The sequence below is a fragment of the Pedobacter sp. ok626 genome (assembly GCF_900100435.1).
GTDB lineage: Bacteria > Bacteroidota > Bacteroidia > Sphingobacteriales > Sphingobacteriaceae > Pedobacter.
The window spans coordinates 422,410-448,638 of sequence record NZ_FNEX01000003.1; the positions used below are offsets into that span (position 1 = coordinate 422,410).

General features: G+C 35.1%; 23 protein-coding genes. 1 reads left to right on the forward strand and 22 read right to left on the reverse strand.

The genetic code is table 11. The annotated features are described in order from the left end of the window. Positions 1 to 25: 25 nt before the first annotated feature. The 20 genes from BLS35_RS06130 to tviB form a co-directional block, all read right to left on the reverse strand. Positions 26 to 1,972, reverse strand: coding sequence for a polysaccharide biosynthesis protein (locus BLS35_RS06130; protein ID WP_090778844.1), 1,947 nt, complete (start codon positions 1,970 to 1,972; stop codon positions 26 to 28). Between the two features lie 12 nt (positions 1,973 to 1,984). Next, positions 1,985 to 3,049, reverse strand: coding sequence for a GNAT family N-acetyltransferase (locus BLS35_RS06135; protein WP_090778846.1), 1,065 nt, complete (start codon positions 3,047 to 3,049; stop codon positions 1,985 to 1,987). A gap of 44 nt (positions 3,050 to 3,093) precedes the next feature. Beyond that, complete coding sequence (locus tag BLS35_RS06140; protein ID WP_090778848.1) at positions 3,094 to 3,588, reverse strand: GNAT family N-acetyltransferase; 495 nt, start codon at positions 3,586 to 3,588, stop codon at positions 3,094 to 3,096. 39 nt (positions 3,589 to 3,627) lie between these two features. Further along, positions 3,628 to 4,431, reverse strand: coding sequence for a phytanoyl-CoA dioxygenase family protein (locus BLS35_RS06145; RefSeq protein ID WP_090778850.1), 804 nt, complete (start codon positions 4,429 to 4,431; stop codon positions 3,628 to 3,630). 69 nt (positions 4,432 to 4,500) lie between these two features. Next, positions 4,501 to 5,535 carry a GNAT family N-acetyltransferase gene (locus BLS35_RS06150; protein WP_090778852.1) on the reverse strand — a complete coding sequence of 345 codons (1,035 nt, stop codon included), beginning with the start codon at positions 5,533 to 5,535 and terminating at the stop codon, positions 4,501 to 4,503. Between the two features lie 42 nt (positions 5,536 to 5,577). After that, positions 5,578 to 6,726 (reverse strand): glycosyltransferase family 4 protein, encoded by a 1,149-nt coding sequence (locus tag BLS35_RS06155; RefSeq protein WP_090778854.1) that lies wholly within the window; start codon positions 6,724 to 6,726, stop codon positions 5,578 to 5,580. Between the two features lie 93 nt (positions 6,727 to 6,819). Then, positions 6,820 to 8,529: a pectate lyase family protein gene (locus BLS35_RS06160; RefSeq protein WP_090778996.1), complete on the reverse strand. Its 1,710-nt coding sequence runs from the start codon at positions 8,527 to 8,529 to the stop codon at positions 6,820 to 6,822. A 265-nt stretch (positions 8,530 to 8,794) separates the two neighbouring features. Next, entirely contained in the window at positions 8,795 to 9,916 is a 1,122-nt protein-coding gene (locus tag BLS35_RS06165; RefSeq protein WP_090778856.1) for an NAD-dependent epimerase, read from the reverse strand. 15 nt (positions 9,917 to 9,931) lie between these two features. Further along, positions 9,932 to 11,008 carry a glycosyltransferase gene (locus tag BLS35_RS06170; RefSeq protein ID WP_090778858.1) on the reverse strand — a complete coding sequence of 359 codons (1,077 nt, stop codon included), beginning with the start codon at positions 11,006 to 11,008 and terminating at the stop codon, positions 9,932 to 9,934. 11 nt (positions 11,009 to 11,019) lie between these two features. After that, entirely contained in the window at positions 11,020 to 11,928 is a 909-nt protein-coding gene (locus BLS35_RS06175; RefSeq protein ID WP_132225943.1) for a glucosamine inositolphosphorylceramide transferase family protein, read from the reverse strand. Between the two features lie 76 nt (positions 11,929 to 12,004). Then, positions 12,005 to 12,721 (reverse strand): hypothetical protein, encoded by a 717-nt coding sequence (locus BLS35_RS06180; RefSeq protein ID WP_090778862.1) that lies wholly within the window; start codon positions 12,719 to 12,721, stop codon positions 12,005 to 12,007. A gap of 34 nt (positions 12,722 to 12,755) precedes the next feature. Further along, a complete protein-coding gene (locus BLS35_RS06185) occupies positions 12,756 to 13,610 on the reverse strand; it encodes an O-methyltransferase (RefSeq protein ID WP_090778865.1) in 855 nt (284 codons plus the stop codon). A 92-nt stretch (positions 13,611 to 13,702) separates the two neighbouring features. After that, complete coding sequence (gene asnB, locus BLS35_RS06190; RefSeq protein WP_090778867.1) at positions 13,703 to 15,544, reverse strand: asparagine synthase (glutamine-hydrolyzing); 1,842 nt, start codon at positions 15,542 to 15,544, stop codon at positions 13,703 to 13,705. 27 nt (positions 15,545 to 15,571) lie between these two features. Continuing rightward, positions 15,572 to 16,630, reverse strand: a complete 1,059-nt coding sequence (locus tag BLS35_RS06195; protein ID WP_090778869.1) for a glycosyltransferase — start codon at positions 16,628 to 16,630, stop codon at positions 15,572 to 15,574. 10 nt (positions 16,631 to 16,640) lie between these two features. Further along, complete coding sequence (locus BLS35_RS06200; RefSeq protein WP_132225944.1) at positions 16,641 to 17,930, reverse strand: O-antigen ligase family protein; 1,290 nt, start codon at positions 17,928 to 17,930, stop codon at positions 16,641 to 16,643. Positions 17,931 to 17,949: 19 nt separating this feature from the next. Further along, on the reverse strand, positions 17,950 to 19,026 hold the full coding sequence (locus BLS35_RS06205; RefSeq protein ID WP_090778871.1) for a glycosyltransferase: 1,077 nt from the start codon (positions 19,024 to 19,026) through the stop codon (positions 17,950 to 17,952). A 26-nt stretch (positions 19,027 to 19,052) separates the two neighbouring features. Continuing rightward, positions 19,053 to 19,655, reverse strand: a complete 603-nt coding sequence (locus tag BLS35_RS06210) for a sugar transferase (protein WP_090778873.1) — start codon at positions 19,653 to 19,655, stop codon at positions 19,053 to 19,055. Between the two features lie 51 nt (positions 19,656 to 19,706). Then, on the reverse strand, positions 19,707 to 20,564 hold the full coding sequence (locus BLS35_RS06215; RefSeq protein ID WP_090778875.1) for a glycosyltransferase family 2 protein: 858 nt from the start codon (positions 20,562 to 20,564) through the stop codon (positions 19,707 to 19,709). A 108-nt stretch (positions 20,565 to 20,672) separates the two neighbouring features. Then, entirely contained in the window at positions 20,673 to 22,115 is a 1,443-nt protein-coding gene (locus BLS35_RS06220) for a lipopolysaccharide biosynthesis protein (RefSeq protein WP_090778878.1), read from the reverse strand. 38 nt (positions 22,116 to 22,153) lie between these two features. Beyond that, positions 22,154 to 23,446, reverse strand: a complete 1,293-nt coding sequence (gene tviB, locus BLS35_RS06225) for a Vi polysaccharide biosynthesis UDP-N-acetylglucosamine C-6 dehydrogenase TviB (RefSeq protein WP_090778880.1) — start codon at positions 23,444 to 23,446, stop codon at positions 22,154 to 22,156. A gap of 631 nt (positions 23,447 to 24,077) precedes the next feature. Between tviB and BLS35_RS06230 the strand changes: the two genes are divergently transcribed. After that, positions 24,078 to 24,494, forward strand: a complete 417-nt coding sequence (locus BLS35_RS06230) for a helix-turn-helix domain-containing protein (RefSeq protein WP_132225945.1) — start codon at positions 24,078 to 24,080, stop codon at positions 24,492 to 24,494. Between the two features lie 32 nt (positions 24,495 to 24,526). Here the strand turns inward: BLS35_RS06230 and BLS35_RS06235 are convergent, their stop codons facing one another. After that, entirely contained in the window at positions 24,527 to 25,174 is a 648-nt protein-coding gene (locus BLS35_RS06235; RefSeq protein WP_090778884.1) for a YceH family protein, read from the reverse strand. Positions 25,175 to 25,193: 19 nt separating this feature from the next. Next, positions 25,194 to 26,183 (reverse strand): L-glyceraldehyde 3-phosphate reductase, encoded by a 990-nt coding sequence (gene mgrA, locus BLS35_RS06240; protein ID WP_090778886.1) that lies wholly within the window; start codon positions 26,181 to 26,183, stop codon positions 25,194 to 25,196. Between the last annotated feature and the right edge of the window lie 46 nt (positions 26,184 to 26,229).

Consider the following 26,229-nt stretch of genomic DNA (forward strand, 5'->3'; position numbering starts at 1 on the left):
AATTCACAGGGATGAATCTTCTCCGTTAATTGATAATGTAATAGTCTATTTCTTCATATCTCGAATTTTTACTTTTATAATCTGGTATGATTTCTTTCATCTTTTTAACCATCGCATAATCGTTGTTTAGGTTATTAAGAGATAGTAATTCTTCGATCACTTCTTGGACATAACGGATGCTAAGACTAATTGTTTTAGATATTTTAATTTTTGGATGATAAGTAGGTATAATTTGTTCTTCTACAAGTAAAAGTTCTTCATATAGCTTTTCACCGGGCCTTAAACCGGTAAATACAATCTTAATATCCTTATCGGGAGACAGACCTGCCAATTTGATCATATTTGTTGCCAGATCGACTATTTTAACGGGGTCGCCCATATCAAAAATATAAATCTCGCCCCCATTTCCCATCGCCGCAGCTTCCAGTACCAATTGTACTGCTTCGGGAATAGTCATAAAATATCTCGTTATTTCTGGATGTGTAACCGTAACCGGTCCACCTCGTTCGATCTGTGCTTTAAAGCGGGGTATAACGGAGCCGTTAGAGCCTAATACATTGCCGAACCTGGTGGTAATAAACTTAGTTCTGTTTTCTGTAATATTTGCCCCTACTTCATCATTTGATATGGATAGCGCTTTATCATTGTTTAGGGATTGTATATACATTTCGGCCAGGCGTTTAGATGCTCCCATTATATTCGTAGGCCGCACGGCTTTATCTGTTGAAATCATGATAAACTTTTCGACCCCAGCCTCTATCGCTAAATCTGACAGGTTTTTTGTCCCAAGTACATTGGTTAATATGGCTTCGGAAGGATTGTTTTCCATCATAGGCACATGTTTGTAGGCCGCTGCATGAAAAATGATTTGAGGGCGGTATTCATCAAAAATGGCTTTCATACGGCATCTATTCTGAATATTTGCCATCACTATATGTGTTTTTGCATGAGGGAAATCATCTTCAATCTCTAATTGTAAATCGTGCAAAGGTGTTTCTGCCTGATCACAGAGGACAACAAACTCCGGATTAAAATTTACAAGCTGACGGACAATCTCCGATCCAATGGACCCCGCTGCTCCAGTAATTAAAATCCGCTTTCCAAATACTTCCCTTAAAATATTATTGGTGATAAGTACAATGGGTTCTCTATCTAATAAATCTTCGATTTTTAAATCTTTAATTTGATTTAGCGTTAGTTTACCATACAGCCATTTATTGGATTGTGGTACAGTAACCACTTTTATGCCTAACTCAATGCATTTATCTAAAGTGCTTTTTTTGCCATTGATGTTTAAATCATCGCTTACAAAAAGGACTTTACTGATGTTAAACTTATTTCTTAAAGTCTCAATAGACCTTGAATGATACACCTTTTTTTGTTCGATCTGCTTGTTTAGCTTGTCTTGCTTGTCATCTACAAAAGCGATTACATTTAATGTATTGCCTTGACTACCTTCCAGAGCTTTTTTTACTAAAATGGAATCACTACCTGAACCATATATTAAAATATTCTCTTTCTTCTCTGTAGGCTCCAAAGCTTTTATGTAAGCAAATAGGCTTTTTACAACAACCCTTAGGATGATTAAGAGTGATGATGATACAAAAAAGTTCATAATCAGGACCTCGGTAACCGATTTAGAGGGCATCGCGAAGCCAAACGCCAAGCATATATTGCAAATAATGGTGAAAACAAAATTAGTTAACAATACCGCCATAAATATTCGAATGATATCTTCGGTATTGGAATATCTAATGATACCGGTATGTATACGCATTCTCATGAATACACAAATGGAAATAAAACTATATAGTGCTATATAAATAAAGGTATTTGAATAAAACAGCTCTTGATATTCAAACTTATTAATTAACAAGAAGGACATAAAAAGTGTCCAGGATATAATAATTTGATCAATCATTAAAATCAACCAACGAGAATACGTTTTGTCGCCGAACATTAACTTTTTCATAATATTAGAGTTTTAAATCATCATTTGAAAATAACCGCAAGTTAAAATATTAGCCAATGCGCGATAAAGGGGGAAGAAATCTATGTTAGAGTCCTTATCGATTCCTTGTTCATTAACCAGAGAATGATAGACAGAGTGGTTGGTCACATAACGCCAGCTTTCATATTCCAAAAGCAAATCCGAGAAACCCCTTTTCCATTTAAATAAAGTATCTTCTTTAAAGCAATAACCACCGCCAAGATGATAGTATTTCATTCCCAATTTCCGCCCCAGAATACTTATTTCATCTATTAAAAATTTTGCCGGGGATGTAGAAAGGAATTTAGAGGAAGTAGCCACTAAATGACTTTGGATAATGCCACAGGTACAGGTAATAATGCTCCCGCTAATTACCTTATTATTAAAGTAAACAAGCAAAAGCCTGCAATCAAATTCGTCATTATGAATAAGGTCAACAAAATATTTTTTACTAAAAAAATACTGTTCTTTTGCACCAATTCGGGTCATATTTTCTGTATAGATATCAAAAAACAAATCGATATCCTCAAGGTTTTTGCTTTCCTTAAGAATGTAACCATAGTCTCTTGCCTTCTTTACATTATGTAAAGTAGTTCTTCTATATTTTTTACGTTGTTCTTCAATAGTTGTTGTTAGATCGATAGCTACGGTTCTTCCATTTTTATGAATCCCCCCAAAGCGTTCAATTAACAAGTTTTGATTAAAGAATGGATTTAATCGTGAAAAGACTGAAATATTGCGCTCCCGCTCTAAAAAATCCAGAAATGATTCTTTAAAGTTATCCATAAGCGCTTCATCCAGATCTTCGAATTTTCGATTAGATATGGGCCCTGGATATCCGTATACAGATCCAAGGTCAGAAAATTGAGAGCCTGATATTTCCCTTTTCAATAATGGAAATGCGATATAGTCCTTTCCTTCCTCATAAATAAAAAGAAAAGGATCGCCACCTTCATCCATAGAATGATAGTGCCAGGTATGATAAAAATCATGTTCAACAGAACCTTTTACATAGGCTATCCATTGCTCCTTATTAAGAATGCTGATTAATTTCATCATAACGCTATGAAATTTTAAGTTAAACAGGTAGATAAAACAACAAATCAATTATCCATTGTGAACATATGCTTTGTCAGTACCATTTTGAGTTGGTTATTATGCTTACCAACTGTAATAAATCCCAATTTTTCATAAATAGAAAGCGCTGCAATGTTATCTTCGTGTGTAAAAAGAAATACACTTTCAAGATTTCTTTGAGAAAACCCAAACTCGAGAATTAGTTTAGAAGCAGACTTTCCTATCCCCTTTCCCCATAATTGTTTTTCCCCTATAAACATGTGAAATTCGCCCTCAGCATCATCCAAATTTATTAATTGTACATTACCAATGTATTGATCTGTACCATGTAAACATATGGCAAAACGGCTGTCATTCGCTTTATTTAATTTAGCACGAAGCCATTCCGTTTCTTGTTCCAAAGTAAAATCAGCATTAGGCTTAAATTCGGTATACACCCATATGTCAGGATCTTTACGCCATTGATAAGAAGTTTTCGCATCCTCTAAATTCAATGGTCTTAGGTAGACAGCATCATTCATAATATATTGTTTAAAAGATCATTTATTTAAGGGATTTGCTTAGCCCTGGCCAGGCTGATACATTCTTAAATGCGGTGGTTGATAAAACTCCTGAAGGTTAGCCGAAATACGGGCGTTATACCCTATTACTTGCCGTAGGTGATTATCTAAACCTTCACCAAACTCGTAACCCAAAAACCTTGGAAAATCAAACTGTGGCTTAAAAAAGGGCCTTGTAAAGGTAAGTGTTAATGCCCTCCTGGGGCCGTCAGTACTATTATTTCCTGCTGCATGCCAAATATTGGAATCAAATAAGACAATACTTCCCTTCTTCGCAACAGCCCTATCAGCATGCGCGTAAAAAAACTCATCATCAGGCTTATCTTCTTGTCTATGTGATCCAGAAAGAAAGTAAGTTGCTCCATTATCCAAGGTATAATCATCCAACAAAACAATCATCTGGACTGCAATTTTAAAATCACCTGTAAAACTCCTAATGTCGCGATGAACATTATGGACATATGCTTTGAAATTTTTAAAATTGAGAACACCACTTATCCCATTTATAATATAATTTCCTTTCAAAAAATGTCTCATTTCTTTATCGCAATACATTTGTCCTAAAAAGGGCATACTAAAATTATCCTTTTCCAAGAGGTGGTGCAATGTACCCTCCATATTAGTTTCAATGCCATTTTTAATTTGAATATCTCTCCTCAATTGATAGGCAGGCTCCAGATCATTAATTATAGTATTAATCATTCTTTCATCTACGGCGTTCTCATAAATGACCCAACCAAACTCATCAATTGCATTCTCGAAATCACTTATAGTGGCTTCGGAATAATTAAATTTATTTTTCACTGCATAAAGATTTAAGGGTTAAACTTTAATTGATTTCCAATATTTTAAAAGATATATGGCTATTTCTATTTAATGGGATACCGCAGGACTGCGGTAGAGAGGAAAGTAATCAGGTCTGACATCATCATTCCGTTCCCTAACTAGATCGTTGTAACTAAATGTATCTGATATAAATCTCCAGGTATTATCCTCTAGAAAAAGAGAGGAGAAATAAGACTTAAATTTGAATAATGAGTCTTCCCTACCGCCCAAGCCACCACCAAGGTGGAAATATCTCTTTCCGAGTTGTCTTCCGATGACACTAATCTCGTCGGTTAATAATTTACTCGGAGACTGATTTATGTAAGCGTTAGCAGTGGCAGATAAATGATTACGGATTACATCTCCAGCGCACATGATAACGGCCCCGCAAATCATCACATCGCCATGGTAGATTACAATTAATTTACAGTTTTCTTCTTTGCTTTTGATGAGCTGCGTAAAGTAGGCTTCGTCATAAAAATAGCTCTCCTTAGCCCCCAGTCTAAGCATGTTTTCTGTATACATAGCTGTGAACAATTTGATCTCATCCTGGCTACTCGCTTCTTTGATATCATAAGGCATTTTTCTCAATTGCCTAATCTGTTGCGCTAGTTTTTTCTCATACTTTGCCCGTTGTTCCTCAAGAGGAATAGACAGATCCATATATACAGTCCGACCATTATTCATTACCCCACCGATTTTTTCTATTAATACCCTTTGATCAATAAATGGATTGAGACGGGAGAAAACGCAAACATATCGACCAGCTTCCATAAAGCTTAAAAAGGAGCATTTAAAGCTTTCAAGTAATTGTTCATCAATATCTGAGAATTTCACATTAGAAATTGGACCAGAATATCCATAAACCGATGTCAGATCAAACAAATCTGAATTGGCAATTTTTCTTTTCAATAATGGAAGCGCTATAAAAATATCAGCTTCTTCATATACAAAAAGAAAAGGTTCACCACTATTCTCTAAAGAATGGTAATGCCAGGTGTGATAAAAGTCATAGCTAACAGAATTATGAACATATGTAGTCCATTCTTCTGATTGTTCGAAATTGATTAAATGATATGCCATATGATTAAAAAATTTTAATACTACACAATCATAACCTTTCTACTAACCGACATTCATAATTTTAAGCATTTCGGAATTCACCAGGTTCACATCAAATTTCTTTTTAGCGAACTTCCTTCCATTAATACCATATAAAATAATGTCTTTGGTATTGTTAATGTAATACTCCATCCTTGAGGCAAGGACTGAAATATTTTTTATAGGAACTAAGAAACCATTTACACCTGAAGGCGACGCATCTACAGTTTCTCGGCATCCCACAGAATTACTGGTAATAATTGCCCTCCCCATAGCCATGCCTTCTAATATACATCTAGGTACTCCTTCTCCATAATAAGAAGGTAAAACGAGAATTGAAGCATCCTTAATATATGATCTGACATCATCTACCTGACCAATGTATTCTATAGTGTCCCCCGATTGAATTTCAGCGTATAGTGCTGTAGTGATTGAGTCTATATTGTCATCAAATGAGCCAATAAGTTTAAACTTTACATCTGGATATTTATTGCGAACTATCTTTGCCGCTTCATAAAACTCGTTTACTCCCTTTGAATTGATTAAGCGGGATATCATTAAGAAACTTATGTGTGAAATTTCGGGTTCGGAGTAGTCATAATGACTTAAATCAACACCTGAACCATTAACTACAAATGCCTGGTGTTTTGCTCCGATTATTTTGCATTCCAGTAATTTGTTATAATCATCTTTATTCTGAAAAATAACTCGAATTCTTTTGTTTGCACTTAAACTAAACTTTAATAAAAATTTAGTTATCGAACTAACCAATTTGCTTTTAGAGCTGCTATCTGTAAAGTTGTAACCCAGACCGGTGAGCATGGGCGTAATGCAATCTATTTTACATAGCCTTGCCACCATGGTTCCGTATATTACAGGCTTAAACGTATATGGAAAAAAAATATCAGGCTTAATTTCTCTAATCAAATTATATAATTTAAGGATATACTTAAGGTCGGATATAATAGAAACATTACTCCCATTTAGTGCATTCTCACATACAGTAACATTCATATCTCTTAGTTTTTCCCTAACATGCTGTTGTGAAATTTTAGGAGTAAAAACATATACGTCATTTTTCTTGATAAGCTCTTCAATGAGTTTACCGCGAAAATCAAGTAAGGTTCGTGATGAATCACAAGCAATCAATACTTTCTTTCTGTTTTCTGTCATGACAACGGATATAAAAAAGGTCGTTAAACCACAAGGCCACCTGACTTACAGTCAGATGGCCTTGTGGTTGGGTATTTTCTTTATTTCTATTTATTATAATGTTGCACCTGCTCCTTTTGTTACGATTGAAGGAACATCTGCTGCTGCATTAAGCACTGATTTATATTCATAAGTTGGTGCCCAGTTTGCAAGTGGCGTAGTAATCTCATTTTTACCTGAATTTACATAGATATTTGTCTCTGATCCACTAATGTATCCCGGAGGATCACCCGCTAAGTTGGTTGCAATTGGTTTGTTACAATTTGCAAAGTAATCGTTGTCAGTACGGACATTTCCACCGGCACGTGCACTGATTGAGTAACCGCTATTGTTTAAGTGATAATTGTTAAACAAGTGAACACTTCCATAATTCATTGTTGGCTCTCTTTCTGAAATATTGTTCCAGAAATTATGGTGAAGTGTAACATGCAATTTACCAATATCCTGAGATGCGATCTCTGCGCTAATTCCTGCACTAATCAATACCGATAAGTTGTTATTACTGAATTTATTCCAGGAAACCGTAACATAATCTGAATATCTGGTTATGCTAATATCTTTACCATAATATTCCCATCCATGATCACGATCGGCTGAGAATTCACAGTGGTCTACCCAGATATGGTGTGAACCTTCTTTTATCTGAACACCAGCATTGGTTACATAATTTTTAATTCTAAGGTTTTGAATAATAATATTGTTAACAGTATACAACATAAACGATGCGCCTTCTACTGATGCACCAGATAAACCAATAATTGATTTATTTGATTTCACATACATAGGATCATTACCTGCTCCTTTAATGGCACCCGATACATAAATAATTTTTGGACCATCAGAACTTAACGCACTTTTTAATGCCTGTAAAGTAGATACTGTGATTTCTGAACCACCTTTACCACCTGTAGTTGTTCCATTTACTGCTGCATAACCAATTAAACCTGTAGCTATAACACCAGTACCGCCACCACCTGTTGGAGGTGTAACTGTTTCTGGAGGTGTAGTTGTTGCAGATCCGCCAATTGTAACAGTGTATTTCCTTCCATTTGTCTTCGGATTTGTATTATCTGATGCAGAGAATATCAAACTGTTTCCCCAATGACTAAATTTACCTGTACCTATTGAACTGATATCAGCATGCTTAGCATGAGCTGCTCCCAGTTCTTTGCCATTTTCAAAAACTCTTAGTGTTGAAATACTTGGCTGAGTATTCGAATCGCCAGTGGTACCAAAATCACGGTAAATCACATAAGCAAAGCCACCTTCTGCTGTAAGACCAGACAAATCAAGCACTGTTTCTGTTGTAGGTGCTGTAGGTGTACCAGGTAATATCTCAGTCGGAGTTCCTCCTGTTGTGAAGGTATATTTCCTGCCATTTTTTCTCGGATCTGTATTGTCAGACGCAGAGAATATTAAACCATTTCCCCAATGACTGAATTTACCCTTACCAATTGAAGCGATGTCAGCATGTTTAGTATGAGCTGCTCCTAGTTCTTTACCATCTTCAAAAACTCTTAGTGTTGAAATAGTTGGCTGAGTATTCGAATCTCCAGTCGTACCAAAATCACGGTAAACAGCATATGCGAAGCCACCTTCTGAAGTGGCACCCGATACATCTATCGCTGTTGCTGTTGTATTTGATACAGCTCCTATTCCAGTCGAATTTTCAATATCATTACTGCCAGACAAGTCAGGAACCACGGGAGCATCCTTCTTGCATTGGCTAAACATTAAAATTGTGGATAATACTATCCCTAACATAAATACCCTTGTTAATTTTTTTCTCAATCTTTCCATTAATACATTCTTTTTTTAAATACCCTCTTTTAACGGGGGGCCTAAAAAAAAATTGTATCTTAAAAGTTACAGAAGAAAAAGCTAAAAAAGTCCACAAAACGGGGAAAAATGTCCCCAATTATAATTTGCGGCCGATTTTTTGCAGCTACAGCATGTGTAAAGTAGATTTACAAATATTAAACGCTCACTCTATATGACTTTAATATGACATATCACAGTGAAATATAAGTTAAATTCTTGTGCTAAATATGACGTTTTGATCAACCATTTTGATTCTTGAACGCTTTTTCACCTCCTTATTTGAACAATAGAACATTTTATACCATTCTATAAAGTTATGTACCCCCTCTTTTACGGATACTTTAGGCGTATAATCTAATTCGTCCTTTAATCTGGAGATATCAGCCCAGGTGTCTGCTACATCACCATCTTGCATCGGCAAATATTCTTTATTAGCAATAACGCCAATATTGCGCTCTATTTCATTTATAAACTCTAAAAGACTTACAGGTGCTCCCCTTCCTATATTGAATATACTGTATGGGGCTCTAGAACTTGCAGGATCTGGCTCAAAGGCGTTCCAGGTTGCATTATGTACTGCTGGTTTATCTATTAGGTGCACTATGCCCTCAACGATGTCATCTACGTACGTAAAATCCCTGCTCATATTTCCATTATTAAAAACTCTTATTGGTTTACCCTCCATTATTGCTTTGGCGAATATAAATAAAGCCATATCTGGTCTACCCCATGGACCATAAACAGTAAAGAACCGTAAAGCCGTAGTTGGAATATTAAAAAGGTGGCTATATGCGTGTGCCATTAACTCATTACTTTTTTTAGATGCGGCATATAAGGAAATCGGATGATCGACATTGTTATTGACAGAAAAAGGCATTTTTTTATTTAAACCATAAACACTTGAGGAGCTTGCGTACAATAAATGTTTGATTTTTGCATACCTGCAACATTCCAGAATATTTAAAAATCCATGAATATTCGATTCTAAATAGGCCTCTGGATTTGTTAAACTATATCGTACACCGGCTTGGGCTGCTAAATTGCATACGGCGTCAAAATGATAAGTACTAAAAAGATCAAGCAGGCCTACTTTATCAGTGAGGTCCAACTTAACGAATGTGTAGTTGCTGTATTTTGTACTTTTTACAGCTGTATTGTATGCAATTAGCTCCTTGGAAATACCACTCTCTTCCAGACGGGCATATTTTAAATTAACATCATAGTAGTCGTTGATTATGTCGATCCCAACCACTTCATCCCCTCTTTCTAATAAACGGTTTGCCAAGTGAAAGCCAATAAAGCCCGCAGTGCCTGTTACTAAAATTTTCATACGATTAAGGTTTAATTATGAATTAAGATTATTTAAAATAGAATTGATGAAGGTTTTCGGTGTTCGACTCTCCAGGTATTTCATTCTATCAACCACTTTATTTACTTCCCGATCTACTATCAGTGATTCTAAGGCCTGTGTCAAGGCCTGAGTATTGTTAACTTCTACTTTAATAATTGATGGAATATCTTCAATACCTCCTGCACAAAGTGTGGAAATAACTGCGTCATTTACGGCCATCATTTCAAGTAAAACATTTGGAAATCCTTCCATTATTGAAGAAACAACACATAGTTTAGCTTTTTTAAAATATGGAATGGGGTTGTCAATATGCCCTTTCAGAATCACCCGTCCATCCAGGCCCATTTCATTGATTAAATGATGAAGATGCGCTCGTTCCCGGCCTTCCCCTAAAATCAATAGCTTTAAGTTTTTATGCTGATCTGCAATATTTGCAAATGCGTGAATTAATATTGAAAACCCCTTTTCAGGAATCAGGCGCCCTGCAGTGCAAACAAAATCTTCATTCGCAAGATCTTCAGGTAAAGACTCCTCAGCTTTCTTTAATATCTGATTTAAGTCAATCGGGTTTTCTTTAATTACGGCTTTGTTATTTGGTATAAACTTGTTTTGTTTCAGCAGTTGATTCCGCATTATTGCCGTCTGACATACGATTAAATTAACTGCCGGATACCCCAATTTATATGCAATTTGATAACTTATTTTCTTAACACCTGTGTAACGGGTAAATACGGAGGTACATTCACGGACAATCAAATTTGATTTTATATATCCTATGCGTTTGAGCAAACCTAAATACGAATTAAGATAAGGATGCGTACTTATAATTGTATATCCCTTTCTGTAGGGAAAAAGCGCTTTTACAAGGATTAAAAACCCGATGAACATCGGCCCCTCTGTTAAATATTGTACGCTTTGTTCTTTAGGTATCAACAGACGGGAATTAAACAAACGTTTCAGAAATATCAAAGGGTTATTCGTTACACCAGCTGCCATGCGCAAGATGTTTTCCGCTCCACCTGCATAATTAGACATGGAAATAAATAGCAACTTTTGAGAAGGAGAATTCATTTTATAAATTATTAGGAACGGATTCGTCTTACCATTTTTTTCAAAGGCATAAAGGCTGAATACACTTTTCGTTTGCCATCCAAAAATATCCTGTCATTCACGAAACTTATGGTATGCAGTCCCATGTTGTAAGGCGCTTCCGGAGATAATTCAAATTCAGCTTTTTGTGAAAAAGCATTTTCAGTAAGCTGCGTAATTTTATTAATCATTATCGAACCACCGTAACGGTGATTCGAATTTTGAGATGGTCTGTAAAGTTCCCCGTCGACAATAAATAGGTTTCCTGCTCCCCTGGATTCTTTACTTTCAACAGAAATTGGGTTTAAAGCGTGTCCGGTAAATCCCCCATCTAATGTATCTGCATAAAAAATATATAACTCGTTCTTCTTTTGTGATATACTGGTAAAAAGCCAATACTTATCCTTGTAAAATATTAAAGAGCTGTCTACATAGGCAGCACCTTCCAAAAGGATTCTTTTTTTTTGCAATTGAATAGAACTTTCTGGTTTTAGATGGTATAGGCTTACTTCCAGAGCTTCAGAAGTTTCAGGTATACAATAAAAATCCGAGGCTTCTTTAAAAATGTATGGGTAAGACAAATGGATACCTTCTGGTAAAATCCCGGATACTGTTTCTTTATTTTTAAAGTCAAGATTCTTAATTACTCTAATTTTCCCTTTACCCTCCCAAAAATTTAACTCCTCGTAATAGATATAAACATCATTATCTATTTTTATTGCAAATGGATCGGCAGAATAATCCGCTCTATCTTCTTTCAACCACGATATTCCCGAGCGTAATCCTTTGTTTGAAATCAGACTTTCTGGAGTCTGCCATACATAACCTATATTCCATTTGCTGGCTGTGAATAATTTATCAATCAGATTGCTTATGACTTTGTTTTCTACGGGTGTGTACATAATATCCAATTTTAATGCAGTAAGTACTACCACATTTATGAAATATTTCGGGGAGAATCGTAATACGTAATAATCTTTATAGAATTTTTGACATGAGCACCATTGGGTATGGCAGGTAGTCACTTTCCAATTTTAATTTACCGCCAAAACCGTCTTTAAATTTATTGATCTGGAAAAGTGATTCATCTTTTGTATCCATAGCATAACCGCCTAAATCATATTCCACAAAGCCTAACTTTTTGAAGTGCTTCATATCCATAAAATGAAGTAGTCGATTGGCACGGCCAATGATAGCCCGCGTTTGAGAATCGACTACATCCCTAAACAAGGACGCTGAATGAAACAGTCTTACACGTTTTAAACTCTCATCTATAATATAAGAATGCATCACAACTTCTTTTTCGTCATATTCAGCCTTTGTTATGACTAAGTTTGTATCGTAATTGTTGATGCTATTATTTAATAGTCCCAGGCCCTTTGTCTTTGCAAATTGATTGTAAAAGTTCTTGAAATGCTCAACATCCGGTTCTACAGAAGCAGTGATAGACTCTTTTTCTGCTCTTCTAATTTCATAGCTTGTATTTTTTTCAAAACCTGCCAGCAACTGTGTTTCATCTTGAGTAAGATCTACAACTTTTGTGAAAAAGTTCTCCCGTTTATAGCCTAACACAGGTTCACAATGAGCACTTTGCTTATATAGCGTAGTTAAACAGTTCCAAATACTAGGTTTGGAACTGTACCAAACTACCTGACGATTAAAAAAACTTACAACCTTAATTTTAACACGAAGCATAATAATTGGATAAAATTCTAAAGCATCATTCCACTTAATTTTTCCTCATTAGTAGTGCGAGACTCGTAATATTCGAATTAAGTTTCGTGTCCCAAGGCAAAGTACCTAAAGGTAAAACAACTAGATTTGCGCCTTCTCTAATAAGACGTTCGGTAGCTGAATAAGGCCCTGTAATGGTGAAGTTATCAGACCATAAAGGTTTTCCCTCTGGATAGTAATCGTGCAGCAAAATCACTCCATTTTTATGGAGTGATTTTAGAGCCAATGGGATTTCCTTATATACGGTTGCTGCCGAATGATCCCCATCAAGGAATATAAAGTCAAATTTCTTTTGACTATTTAAGTATTTTAAAGAATTACCTGTGACAAAATTGACTATATCTCCATAATTTAACTCATTTATCATTTGAATCGGAGAATATTTAGTCCCATATTCTTCCCATGGTTTTTCTGAAGCCGAATTTACATCCCGGATATCTAAAGTGGTAAAATTAACAGGTTTATTCTTTTTTTGATTTTTGAAGAGAGCCGCAGCAATATTGATCGTGGACGCTCCTATATGGGTTCCAATCTCCAAAACAGATGTTGGTTTAAATTTATTGATGAGGTAATATATAGCTCGTCTATCACCAGGATTAACGCCACCAGATCCATTAGGGACATTAAAAATGTCCATGTCTTTTTTCGACTCCTCCCAAATACGCTCGGTTTCTTCGGAGTTGAAAATTTCAGATAAAGACACATCTTTCTTAGGCATTAAGTTTTCTGTTACACAATATTGCCTTTCTAACGAATTAAATTCTCTTAATTCTTTTGTTCTGATTAATGTACGGATGTTAGTTTTAATAAAATCCGGCAAAATCTGTCTTAATGTTCTTTTTAGTATCATTTTTATGAGCTTTGTTTTTTAATACTTGTTCCGTTTTTTTGAATGGTCTCTAAACTCCATTTTTAAAATTAAAACATATTGATAGAAGGTAACTAAGCGAATATAGCTTCGGGTTTTGACTTACTTTTTTGACCTTTTAACCATTGAGATAACACTAATAATTTCCAGATTTGAGGAGATCTGTTCCATTTTCCGGTCATGTGTTCTTGAATAATTTCTTGCGTTCTTTTTACATTTATACCAGGAATATTTTTTAATTCGGAAACAGTAAGATGGTCTAAAACATATTCCTTTAACTCGTTTCTAAACCAATCTTGAAATGGCATGGTAAATCCTGCTTTTGGTCTGTTGAAAAAATTTGCAGGTACATAATCAAACAGAATGTCTTTGATAATTTTCTTTTGTGTTCCGTAATTAAACTTAAAGTTGCTAGGCAAACTCCTGCTAAATTCAATTATCCTATAATCCATTAGCGGCGATCTTGACTCTAAAGAGAAAGCCATGGAAGCTCTATCTACCTTAGTATTGATATCCTCAACCAGGTATGTTTTGATGTCAAAATCAGAAATACGTTCCAATAGTGGTTTATCAGGATTTGTTAATATGTGCATAAAAGGATTATCAAGGCCCAGATCCTTTTCCAGTACCCAGGAATTCTCCATGCCACCCAGCATTTTAACATACAAGGTTTCTATATCCTTAAGGGAAATCCCCATAGCGATCAGTTTGTGCTGATAATTTGGTGAAAGATTAATCACTGATGCAATGGTTTGTCTGAAGGCCAGAGGAAATCTAAACAATGACTGAACAGTATTAATCCATTTATATCTGTGATAGCCAAGGTATCCTTCATCCCCTGCATCTCCACTCAATGCTACCGTTACATGTTTTTTAGTATGTTTGGTTAACAGCATCATCGGTATTGCACTTGAGTCTGCAAAGGGCTCATCATAGTATCTAGAGAAATTATGTATAAGCTCAATTCCTTCCTGGTAATTACATTCGATAATGTGATGTTCGGTTGATAGATGTTTAGCTACCTTCTCAGCATATATACTTTCATCGAAGCGTTTTTCATTAAATTTTATGGAGAAGGTTTTAACGTTATCAACCATTTGTGAAGCTAGGGTAGCTATTAAGGAAGAATCAATACCTCCTGAAAGGAATACCCCTAAAGGCACATCTGAATGCATTCTTATCTTAACAGAATCATACAATATCTCCTTTAACTCGTTTTTGGCATCGATATAACTACCTTCAAACTTATTATCCCATTTATAATCCAGATCCCAATATTTATCTATTTTTAATGAACCGGTATAAAGGTCATATTTAAAACTATGACCTGCTGGAAGCTTCTTAACTTCTTTCCAGATTGATCTGGGCTCTGGAATATATCCCCATATAAAATATTCATTAATGGCTTGTTCATCGACCGTTAAATATCTTCCTTCGTTAATTTGGGATGGCTGGCTGGCAAACTCAAAATCTGCACCTTTATGACTAAAATAAAAGGGTTTCTTTCCAAATCTATCTCTTGCTCCAAAAAGCTCCTTTTTGATAGAATCATAAATGGTGAAAGCAAACATTCCATTGAATTGTTTGACACAATCCGGTCCATATTCTAGATAGGCAGCACAGATAACTTCTGTATCTGAAGTGGTATTAAAATGATAGCTTTTCTTTTGAAGGTTCGTTTTAATATCCTGGTAATTGTAAATTTCGCCGTTAAAAACAATCTTAAGATGTTGATAGGAAAATGGCTGATTAGATCTAGGATCGAGATCGATTATAGACAACCTATTATGTCCAAGTACAAGGCCTTCAAATTGCTGAAATGCCGAATAGTCAGGCCCCCGGAAATTGATTCTAGCCAATTTGGCTTTAATAATTTCATCACTATATTTAATCGTAGATCCGTATATACCACACATAATTTTAGTTGTTATGTCTATAATCAATTAAGCCATTAAGTTCTCATATTTTACAGCCACCTTATCCAGGGCACATTTTTGATAAACGTCTTCTTTTATAGCTAAAGAATCCCATTTTATTGAACAAGCTTTTAGAATCTGCTTTTTAAAATCCTGAAGATTGCCCTGCTCTACAATAAAACCATTAAAGCCATTGCGGATAAGGCCAGAAACTCCTCCCACCCTGAAGGTAACCACCGGTATACCTACCGATAATGACTCCAATACAACATTGGGGAAGCCTTCAGTAAATGAGCTGAGTACCATAAGGTCATGTTTTGTAAGGAGACTGTTTACCTCTGTAATTTGACCTGAAAAAAATATCCGGTTTTCAATCTTTAATGATTTTGCATTTGAGATGATTTCAGTTTTTAGTGGCCCATCTCCAACAATTGTTAATGTATAATTTTCAGGGAGTTCTTTGAATATATTGAGTAAGCGGTCGAATCCTTTTTCTTTTGCCAAACGTGCAACAATTATCAATTTCTTTTGAATGGAGGGAGAGATTCTTTCTTTAATAAAACCTGTGTATAAAACAGGGTTCGGAATTATAACAAGTTTTTCATCAGGGATGTCAAATTCATCGGCAATCGCTTCTTTCATTTCTTTGGATTGACATACAACCGTATCGAATTTTTTATAAGAAAACTGAGTAAAAAGGTTCCAGAATTTTGCTTTGAATCCCTCAAAATGTCTCATTTGCTCCGGAATATTGGATGCCCTGGCGATCAGATTAGGTATGGTTACAAATAGGGAAACCAATGCAACCAGAATATTGATGTGATCTGTAGTAGAAAATACAGCAAACGGTTTTTCTTTTTTGATTAGTCTTAGTAATTTGAAGAATGATAAAGATGCTTTTGAAGTTTTGAGATCTATGAAATTAACATCTTCAATATCCATAGAGAAACATTTATCACGTGAATCTAAGAAGACAACACTGACATCATAGAGGATTTTATTAAATCCTTGCGACAAAATCCAAAAAACACGTTCTGAACCTCCAGCTCCAAGTGAAGCCACTATAAAGAATATTTTCTTTTTCATTTACCGAGATTTATATTAAAATTCGATCCTGTGGTTCACCATTCATTTTCCATTGTACATGGACTTCCTGATGACTATTGACTTCATTTTCGGCTTCTTCTAAATCTTTATTATTCTTTTGAATTTTCAAATAATGAAGTATGCTAAAAAATAAAAAGACCGTCGGACCATCTGCACTTAAAAGCCAGGCATTATGCGACAAAGAATTAATTGTGACCGCTAGAAAAGAAAGAATCAAACAAATAAGTAAGGCATATTTTTTCTCTCGTACATGGTTAAGAACACTTCTAAATGCCCCAATTATTTTATAGTATAAGGCTATAAGAAATCCCAGACCAAGAAATGGACCCAGGTAGGTAAAAAACATCAGATAAGCATTATGCGAGGTAATTCCAGATCTGAATACTTGGTTACGGTAAATTACATCACCCCAGTTTTTTCCATAAAATATAAGCCCATATGGGTATTCAGCGTAGATTCTTAAATTTTCCTTAAGGAGTGTTGATCTGTTGTATTCACCATCATCCTGCTCATTTTTAACCAGAATATTCTCAGCTCCTTTGCCTTTGCTGTCAAAACCATCCTTAAGTACATATGTGTATAGTAATACGCTGGCAATTACAGTTATCCCGATGATGTAGACCGCTTTATATTTATAGTAGATTAACGAGAACAATAAGACCGAAGCAATAAACCCAACAAATACAGACCTTTGCATACCTAAAAAAATGAAAACCAGGCAGATGGATAAGACTAAAGCTTTTACTAACCATTTTTTTTTAAATAAATACGCATAAATAAAAATGAATGGAGTAAGGGCAGCCAACTGATATCCAAAAGTAAATTGATAAGCTGCTATACCAGAAGGACTTTGAATGACTTCCTGACCGGCTAATAGCGCCCTAAGAGGATTAATATAACTCTCGTTAAAATGATTAAGTACCATGATGACCGCGGAAAACGCTAGCAGAGAAAAGAATATCAGGATAGAAAGCTTAAATCTCTTCGAATTTGAGCCAACGAAATAGCTAAAATAAAGGGCACAAATGAAAATTGATATTAAATTAACCGTGAAGAGTTTATAGTCGTCCACCCCTACTATGTAATAAAAGAAAAATGCAAGGAAAAAAATCAGAAGTTCTTTGACGTACAAAAAAGAAGCCCCAGGTTCTTTAAAAACAAACACCAATGGGAGACCAAACAATATGGGAGCTGGAATTCTGAAGAATTCTGTAAAAAAGACTCCAAATGATAATGCAAACAAATACAAAATCATAAATACTACTGTAATAAATTTCATATTTAATCTATTTGAATTATTAATAATTAATCATCCGTTTTACGCAATCCACAAATAATTCGGCATTATTGATATTTGTTTTGTATAATTCCTGAGCGTTTTCTGCTATATGCTTAAAAGAGGCATAATTGTTTAGCAAAACTTCCAATTTTTCTTCCAGATCATTCAAGTTCCAATCAACCGGAATATATGTTTCATTCGGTATGTATATATTTGGATAGGTTTGCAGATGTTCCATAGAAGGTTTTATCAATACCGCCCCAGAAATGAGCGTTTCAAAATCCCGGTAGCATATTTCTCCCCAGCCAAAAGGGCTGATACTTACTTTAGAATTTCTTAATTCCTTCCAGTATATGTTTTTTGAAACAGGATTTCCTCGTAGTATATTAAAATTCAGTGTATCAAACATGCTTATTACTTTGTTTCTCTGAAAGGAAATTGCCTGAGCTAATGAGTTGGAATTATGGGTTGTGCCGCGAAATATTAAGTCGTACTTTCTTTCCTTATTTACCACACTGAACCTACTTGGATAAATATTATAGCTTAAATAATTACTTAACCTTGTCAGTTTATATCCATATGGTCTGTAGTCATTTAAACCAATGTTCCAGCCAACTTTTATTTTGTATAACTGATCCTTTGGGCAGGGTTTAAAAGCACTGAGTGTTTTTTCAAAATCATTACTATCTAACCAAATGCGTAAATTTTTTCCTTCAGAATAGTAATCAGTATTTTTTAGGGTCTGCTTTTTTAAAAAGGTATCTACAAATTCTATAATCGCAAAATCATTAGATCCTGTAGAGTCAGCTGCATCAAACCAAATCAGCTTTCCAATGGTTTTCTTCACTCCTATAAGAAACCTTATTAGCTCTTCTTCATTTTCTACCGTTCTTTTTATGGTGTTTTGCCAGCCATCTTCAAAATACCTGGAATGTATAATCAAATAATCTGCATCTCTTAGCTTCTTGTCAGTATGATCAAAATAAAACTCAACCTTTATCCCGTTCTCTTTTAATTGGCCACTCCATCTATGAAATGGATGTGTTTCTGAGTAAAATCGATTCTGGGGCCAATCGAGAATTTTAAGGCTCTTCATATTTAATCTTTAAGGCAGATTTTTCATCATCTCTGTTTAAGAACAATACTTTTTATTGTCAGCAAGATGATTTTTATATCAATCCACAAATTATTGTGATCTATATATTTTAGATTCTGCATAATTTTATAGGGGATAATATTTTTTATGTAAAAAACTTCCGGGTTTTTTGAACTTGCTAAAAGTTGCGACTCATTTACAAATTGTATAGATGCCCAATCGGTGATTCCTGGTTTAACACTAAGTACCCTCTGTTGGATCAAATCGTACTGCTCTACATATTTATTTACTTCCGGTCTTGGCCCAACAAAACTCATATCTCCTTTTAAAATATTAAACAACTGAGGTAGTTCATCAATTTTATACTTACGGAGCCAAAAACCTACCCGGGTTATACGCCGATCATGGTCACCAATAGTTAAAAGACCGGAGCTTTCAGCACCGCAGCACATTGTCCTGAATTTAAACAACTTAAAGTCAACCTTATTTTGTCCAACACGTGTTTGTTTGTAAAATATCCCTCCTTTTGAATCCATCAAAATCACTAGAGAGATGATCAGGAAAAGCGGCATTAATAGTATTATTCCAATTAATGACACCGTAAAATCAAATATTCTTTTAGTCCTCATGGTGATTATAATTAAAAGCTAGAACGATATGATCAGATCACGCTGAAATGCTTACAATAAGATCGAAATAGTTTTAAAAGCGTTATCAATTTTAAAACTTCTGAGATCAAAAAGAAAGTACTGCTTCATGTATATCTTCAATAACTCTCTTTTTTGGGATGACGAATACTTAAACTTTTTAATCACTAAATTGAAATCATTGATCATCCTTCGTTTCCTCATTCTTGGAGCTGCCATGCTCCAAATACCACCAGAGTGTATACGGTAACAACTCATTACTTCAGGTAAAACATAAACTTTTTTCCCTGTGCTTAATGTGGCATGTAGTTTAAATATCACATCCGCACCATAGGTGTCAAAATACCAATTTTCATTACCTATACGCCTAACTTCCTCTGTGTTTTTTACCATCAAGGAGCAGATTCTGGTTTCTTCTCTCTTACCAAAAAGTAAATCTTCATAAGTAAATTCTAAAGGTACTGGCGAAGCATGCACATACTGTGTTATATAATTATCATCAATAACTCTTGTATAATGACAACATATAACATAATCGGGATTGGCTTCTAAAAAGTCAACCTGCTTTTGCAATTTAAATGGATTTGTCCAAAAATCATCACCATCACACATCGCAATATATTTCCCATTGGCTCTATTCATTAAGGCAATCTGATTCCTGATACCACCTAAATTTTTCGAAGGAGATATTAATCTTATTCTTCCAGGATATTTTTCACAATACATTTCAATAATTCTTCTTGTATTGTCTGTTGAGCAATCATCTCCAATAAGAATTTCATATTGAAATTCGGTTTTTTGCATTAGAAAACTCTCGATTGCGTCAGCAATGTATTTTTCATGGTTATAAGTTATACAACAAACACTCACAATAATTTCATTGTTATCCATTTCAAAATAGTTATAAATTAATAAAACAAATCAGTTAAGGTGCTTTTCGCTTTTTCAACTAGTCATCATATTCCTTCAAATTTTAATAGAGAAGGTTTTATTATGACATCATCTTCTTAGAATTAATTGTTTGAAATCATTTATTGCAGTTAGCTGTATTAAATTACTACACCCCAAATACGTAAACGAGTACACAATACCGTCAATAATAATCCGAGCCAGATCAGGGAGATTAAATGAATGGACCAAAAATGCATCAAAAAAATAACATACTAAACCGATGCAGGCAGACAGTCCTAAAGTTGGATATATATCTTCTATTTGCTCTTTAATTGGATAATCAATCAGCTTTCCACTATAAATTGAATTGATATAATACCCTACAAAATTAAAGAACAACTGAAAATATAACAGCCCATAAATTCCGAACGGTATAACACATAAAATGCCTATTATACTAATTGTTTTCTTTATTAATTCGAGTCTTAAAATCAAGTCACTTCTTCCTTTAACTTTCAAAATGTTTAAATTATATGAATGTAAAGGATACATAATGCCTGCAATGCATAAAATCTGAAAGTAAGGCACCGATGGTAACCACTTTTCGGTTAATAAAAACCGAAACAAGGGTTCAGCAATTACGCATAAGAAAGTTAGTGCGGGTGCATTCCAAAATATCACTTGCTGCATTATTTTTTTGTACACATTTTTCAATTGTCCATCATCATCGGAAATAGATGAAAACATAGGATAAGTAACCTTGTTTAAAGCTGCTGAAATGTTTCCAATTGGTAACTGACTGATAGAATCAGCCCTGGAGTAATAACCAAGCTGGGTTACAGAATAGCTTTTGCCAATGATCAGTACATAAATATTTTTATAGATCGTTTCCAACACCCCAGACAATGTCATTTTATAACCAAAATGGAAGTGCTTTTTAAAACTTGCTTTGTCAAATACAAAATCTGGACGCCAACCAGAAAACACCCAATGCAGAACGGTTATTAAAAAAGACTGGAATAAATTCATCCACACCAGGCTCCAAACCCCAAATCCCCAATAAGCCAGCGTTACGCCCAAAATTCCGCCAAATAAAACTGCAGGTACTTGAATGAGCATCTGTAATCTGAAATTCATATCCTTTGTCAACCGTGCATTCTGAACTTCAAAAAAGGCATTCAAAATAAAGGACAGCGCATAAACCCGCAGTACACTAGTTAATATTTCCTGATGGTAAAACAATGAAATAAATGGAGCCAAAAAATATACAATTGCATATATAACAACACTGCCAATCAGATTAAAAAAAAATATTGTAGAGTAATCCTTTTGGTCTGCATCTGTTGCTCTTATAAGTGACGAAGTAAGTCCACTCTCCATTAAAGAACTGCCTATCGAAATAAAAACAGATAACATGGCAATTAAGCCGAACTCCGAAGGGGCTAATATCCGCGCGAGTATGATCGTTATAAAGAAACTTATGGACTGAACGCCAAACTGCTGACTAAAAGTCCATATCAAACCTGTTATTGTTTTTCTTCTTAAACTCATAACTTCTCCTTAAAAGGGGTGGACTATCGGCAGGGTAACTATAAACGAGCATTTACCATTTCATTCGGCAGAATAGATTTCACATCATATATTACTCCATTTTTTTTGCACAGCTCTCTCAAATCAATCCCTTTAAACTCTTGATGAGCAACAGCTAATAATATTCCATCGTACTTTCTGGTTTTCGATTCTCCATTCTCACATATAATCCCATATTCATGTTTGGCATTCTCAACGTTTGCCCATGGGTCGTGAACTGTTACATGTACATTATATTCTTTTAAGCGGTTAATAATATCTATTACTTTGGTGTTGCGCACATCAGGGCAGTTCTCTTTAAACGTAAAGCCCAAAACCAACACTTTAGCGCCAATGATATGTGTATTCTTTTGAATCATCTGTTTAATCAACTGATCGGCAACATATGCGCCCATCCCATCGTTTACCCTACGTCCTGCCAGGATAATTTCGGGGTGATAACCTACCTCCTGTGCCTTTTGCGCTAAATAATAAGGATCTACGCCAATACAATGACCACCGACTAAACCAGGTCTAAAGTTCAAAAAATTCCATTTTGTACTCGCAGCGTTCAACACTTCATTAGTATTAATCCCCAAACGATTGAAAATCATAGCCAACTCATTTACAAAGGCAATATTGATATCACGTTGCGCATTTTCAATGATCTTAGCAGCTTCTGCAACTTTAATAGATGAGGCCTTGTGAGTGCCAGCGGTAATAATAGAATTGTAAAGTTGGTCGACAATTTCGGCTATTTCTGGAGTAGAACCAGAGGTAATTTTAAGAATATTCGCCACAGTATGACTTTTATCGCCGGGATTGATACGCTCTGGTGAATATCCTGCAAAAAAGTCAATATTAAACCTCAAACCCGATGTTTTGGCTAAAATGGGTACACATTCATCTTCTGTTACACCAGGATAAACGGTTGATTCATAAATTACTATATCTCCTTTTTTAAGTACCTGACCAACTGTCATACTTGCTTTTATTAAAGGTGTTAAGTCAGGTCGATTGTTTTTATCTACCGGTGTAGGCACAGTAACAATATACACGGAGCAGCTTCTTATTTTTTCAAGATCGTTGGTACAATACAACCCCAGTGGAGATGTACAATCGTAAGTAAGCTCATGATTTAAGTCATCTGAACTAATTTCAAGTGTATGATCAAACCCTGAATTGAGCTCAGCGATGCGAGCTTCATTAATATCAAAACCAAATGTTTTATACTTTTTTGCAAATTCTACGGCTAATGGCAGGCCTACATAGCCAAGGCCAATGATAGCGATTTTAGTGTGCGCGTCTAACATCTTATAAGTTTTATTTATAATTTGATCTTGGAAAGGATTATGATCCCAAAAGAATCCATCTTTAACTCCTGCTGTATATAGCTTCGCTACATCAGTTACATCGGCTGATTCTTGAATGAAAATATCTAATAAAATATTTTCTGCTCTGTTATAATTTATCTATCAGATAATTATTAGCTTCACTATACGTTTATATATAGCTTTCAGTTTAGAAACATCTGCTAAACAATTAATTTGATGAAATAAAGCTATGCAATATATCACAAGAAGATAAGTGATTTTTTGAGTTGTCGTACAATTGTATAATTTGTACACATGGGTTTACAAAGCCTTTACAATTAATCCTATAAGAAGTTACAGAAATTTATTTATCTCTACTATTAAAACAGCGAAATCAAGCTTTTTAACCTAAAATAGCCCAATTGTCCTATATTTTTGTATAAAAAAATCTCCATTGGTTTATATCTACAAGACTGATGTACTCGATATGAGTTGACATAATTGAGAAAAATTAAATAACACTTGTTTCCTTAATAATATTTTTTTAACTTTAGGTAAAGATTAGTTCATCCCTCTAATCTTGATCATTTTTTTAGAGTATAGTAAGTTTCATCTAAACTATGGACTAATTATGACATCAAATAAAGGGGATGTGATAGAACGCATTGTTCGAACAAAAATCGGAATCAGTGAACTATCACGCATACTACATGTTAGTAGAACATCCATTTATAACTGGTTCGAAAATGGACACGTAAATCTTGAAACTATTTGCAAGATTGGACAAGCCATAAATCATGATTTTGCAAATGAATTTCCTGAGGAGTTTGCTAGTGCAAAACATCATACTTCAATGGATGTTGGGCCCGGCAAAACAGATCAAAATGAAGATTGTTCTGTCCAATACTGGATGAATAAATACATCACACTTTTAGAAAAGTATACTGAATTACTTAGCGAATACGCTAAACCTGAGGCAAAAAACAGTTTTATCAACATCCAAGCCCCCCCCCCTGTCAGGCACACACATGAAGGAATATATCATTGATAAAGCAGATCATAATTTAACCTGCCCTAATCTTAATATAATTCTTTCAACAGTTTATCGAATGATTCTTTCAATTCCGCCAGTTCCTGCTCTACTTTAGCAAGCCTTGTTTCTAGTTCACTAGCAGGCTTCGTATAAGCTTCATCTTGATCAAGCTGGGTAAGATCTGGGGTGCCACCTAATAAATGAACATAGCGCACCTCTTTCTGTCCTGGGCGCTTTGGCAACTGCAATACATAAGGCATTTCTGGCTCCGAAAGTCTTTCAAGTACAGATTGTACCTCATCAAGAGATTCAAACTCATACATCCTCCCAGAATTGGTATTTAATTCGCCAGGAGTCTGGGCCCCTCTCAATACTAGTAAGCAAATTACAGAAACTTCTGGTGGAGTAACTGGAAATACAATAGCAAAATTATGTTTGTATTTTACACTACGGCTTGAACCGCCAGTAGCTGTGGAGACAAGACTTTTTCTTTTTAAAGTGTCCAATGCCAATATAACTGTTTGCTCGTCGTATTGAACAACTGGCTTTCTAGATGTTTTTTGATTACAAGCAAGCGTAATAGCGTTGATTGTCATCGGATAATACTCTGGTGTTGTTTTCGATTTCTCCATTAACACGCCTAAAACGCGGAGTTCAACACCATCAAGAATTGGTAAAGTTTGCGAAGATTCCATCTCTAAATATAGAAATAAATCACATAAGGATATTCTCTATTTGATCAAGCTCAGTTTTACTGAAGGTTGTATTGCTTAAACAGACTAATGAATCCGCTAATTGCTCGGGCTTGCTCGCCCCAACTAAAACAGATGTAATACGATCATCACGTAGTATCCATGATAAAGCCATTTGGGCTAATTTTTGCCCGCGGCTTTCTGCAATTGCATTTAATTGATTCAATTGTACTAACCGTTCTTCAGTAATTTGGTTTTCTTGCAGAGCACCGTGTGCTTTTGCAGCCCTTGAATCATTAGGAATTCCTTTTAAATACTTATCTGTTAGCATACCTTGAGCGAGAGGCGAAAATGGAATACAGCCTACACCTTCATTTCCTAGTAAATCCAATAAACCGTCTTCAATCCAACGTTCGTACATGGAGTACTTTGGTTGGTGTATAATGCAGGGGGTTCCGAATTCCTTTAAAAGCTGGATTGCTCTAGCGGCTTCGATCGGTTGATAGTTTGAAATTCCAACATACAGTGCCTTACCTTGACGAACAACTAAGTCAAGAGCTGCCATCGTCTCTTCTAAAGGGGTTTCAGGATCAGGTCGATGATGATAAAATATATCAACATAATCAAGATTTAACCGTTTTAAACTCTGATCAAGACTAGATACCAGGTACTTTTTAGATCCCCAATCACCATAAGGTCCATCCCACATGGTATAGCCGGCTTTGGTAGAAATAATCATCTCATCTCTATACCCCGAAAAGTCTCGTTTTAGTAAACGTCCGAAATTTTCTTCAGCTGAGCCTGGAGGCGGCCCGTAGTTATTAGCTAGATCAAAATGAGTAATTCCCCGATCAAAAGCCAACTTTAAAATATCACTGCAATTTTCTAACTGATCAACATGACCGAAATTATGCCATAACCCCAAAGAAATTGCAGATAATTTTAATCCACTTTTGCCACATCGGCGATATTGCATCTCTGAGTATCTGGAACTGTTGGGCGTATACGACATATTTTTATTGAAAAATATCAGTAACCAACAAAAGCTGGTTACTGAT

What these genes read in the sequence shown, in the direction of transcription:
- BLS35_RS06130 (WP_090778844.1), bottom strand. Translation starts at nt 1,972, where the DNA reads ATGAAAAAGTTAATGTTCGGCGACAAAACGTATTCTCGTTGGTTGATT.
- BLS35_RS06135 (WP_090778846.1), bottom strand. Translation starts at nt 3,049, where the DNA reads ATGATGAAATTAATCAGCATTCTTAATAAGGAGCAATGGATAGCCTAT.
- BLS35_RS06140 (WP_090778848.1), bottom strand. Translation starts at nt 3,588, where the DNA reads ATGAATGATGCTGTCTACCTAAGACCATTGAATTTAGAGGATGCGAAA.
- BLS35_RS06150 (WP_090778852.1), bottom strand. Translation starts at nt 5,535, where the DNA reads ATGGCATATCATTTAATCAATTTCGAACAATCAGAAGAATGGACTACA.
- BLS35_RS06155 (WP_090778854.1), bottom strand. Translation starts at nt 6,726, where the DNA reads ATGACAGAAAACAGAAAGAAAGTATTGATTGCTTGTGATTCATCACGA.
- BLS35_RS06160 (WP_090778996.1), bottom strand. Translation starts at nt 8,529, where the DNA reads ATGTTAGGGATAGTATTATCCACAATTTTAATGTTTAGCCAATGCAAG.
- BLS35_RS06165 (WP_090778856.1), bottom strand. Translation starts at nt 9,916, where the DNA reads ATGAAAATTTTAGTAACAGGCACTGCGGGCTTTATTGGCTTTCACTTG.
- BLS35_RS06170 (WP_090778858.1), bottom strand. Translation starts at nt 11,008, where the DNA reads ATGAATTCTCCTTCTCAAAAGTTGCTATTTATTTCCATGTCTAATTAT.
- BLS35_RS06175 (WP_132225943.1), bottom strand. Translation starts at nt 11,928, where the DNA reads ATGTACACACCCGTAGAAAACAAAGTCATAAGCAATCTGATTGATAAA.
- BLS35_RS06180 (WP_090778862.1), bottom strand. Translation starts at nt 12,721, where the DNA reads ATGCTTCGTGTTAAAATTAAGGTTGTAAGTTTTTTTAATCGTCAGGTA.
- BLS35_RS06185 (WP_090778865.1), bottom strand. Translation starts at nt 13,610, where the DNA reads ATGATACTAAAAAGAACATTAAGACAGATTTTGCCGGATTTTATTAAA.
- asnB (WP_090778867.1), bottom strand. Translation starts at nt 15,544, where the DNA reads ATGTGTGGTATATACGGATCTACGATTAAATATAGTGATGAAATTATT.
- BLS35_RS06195 (WP_090778869.1), bottom strand. Translation starts at nt 16,630, where the DNA reads ATGAAAAAGAAAATATTCTTTATAGTGGCTTCACTTGGAGCTGGAGGT.
- BLS35_RS06200 (WP_132225944.1), bottom strand. Translation starts at nt 17,930, where the DNA reads ATGAAATTTATTACAGTAGTATTTATGATTTTGTATTTGTTTGCATTA.
- BLS35_RS06205 (WP_090778871.1), bottom strand. Translation starts at nt 19,026, where the DNA reads ATGAAGAGCCTTAAAATTCTCGATTGGCCCCAGAATCGATTTTACTCA.
- BLS35_RS06210 (WP_090778873.1), bottom strand. Translation starts at nt 19,655, where the DNA reads ATGAGGACTAAAAGAATATTTGATTTTACGGTGTCATTAATTGGAATA.
- BLS35_RS06215 (WP_090778875.1), bottom strand. Translation starts at nt 20,564, where the DNA reads ATGGATAACAATGAAATTATTGTGAGTGTTTGTTGTATAACTTATAAC.
- BLS35_RS06220 (WP_090778878.1), bottom strand. Translation starts at nt 22,115, where the DNA reads ATGAGTTTAAGAAGAAAAACAATAACAGGTTTGATATGGACTTTTAGT.
- tviB (WP_090778880.1), bottom strand. Translation starts at nt 23,446, where the DNA reads ATGTTAGACGCGCACACTAAAATCGCTATCATTGGCCTTGGCTATGTA.
- BLS35_RS06230 (WP_132225945.1), top strand. Translation starts at nt 24,078, where the DNA reads ATGACATCAAATAAAGGGGATGTGATAGAACGCATTGTTCGAACAAAA.
- BLS35_RS06235 (WP_090778884.1), bottom strand. Translation starts at nt 25,174, where the DNA reads ATGGAATCTTCGCAAACTTTACCAATTCTTGATGGTGTTGAACTCCGC.
- mgrA (WP_090778886.1), bottom strand. Translation starts at nt 26,183, where the DNA reads ATGTCGTATACGCCCAACAGTTCCAGATACTCAGAGATGCAATATCGC.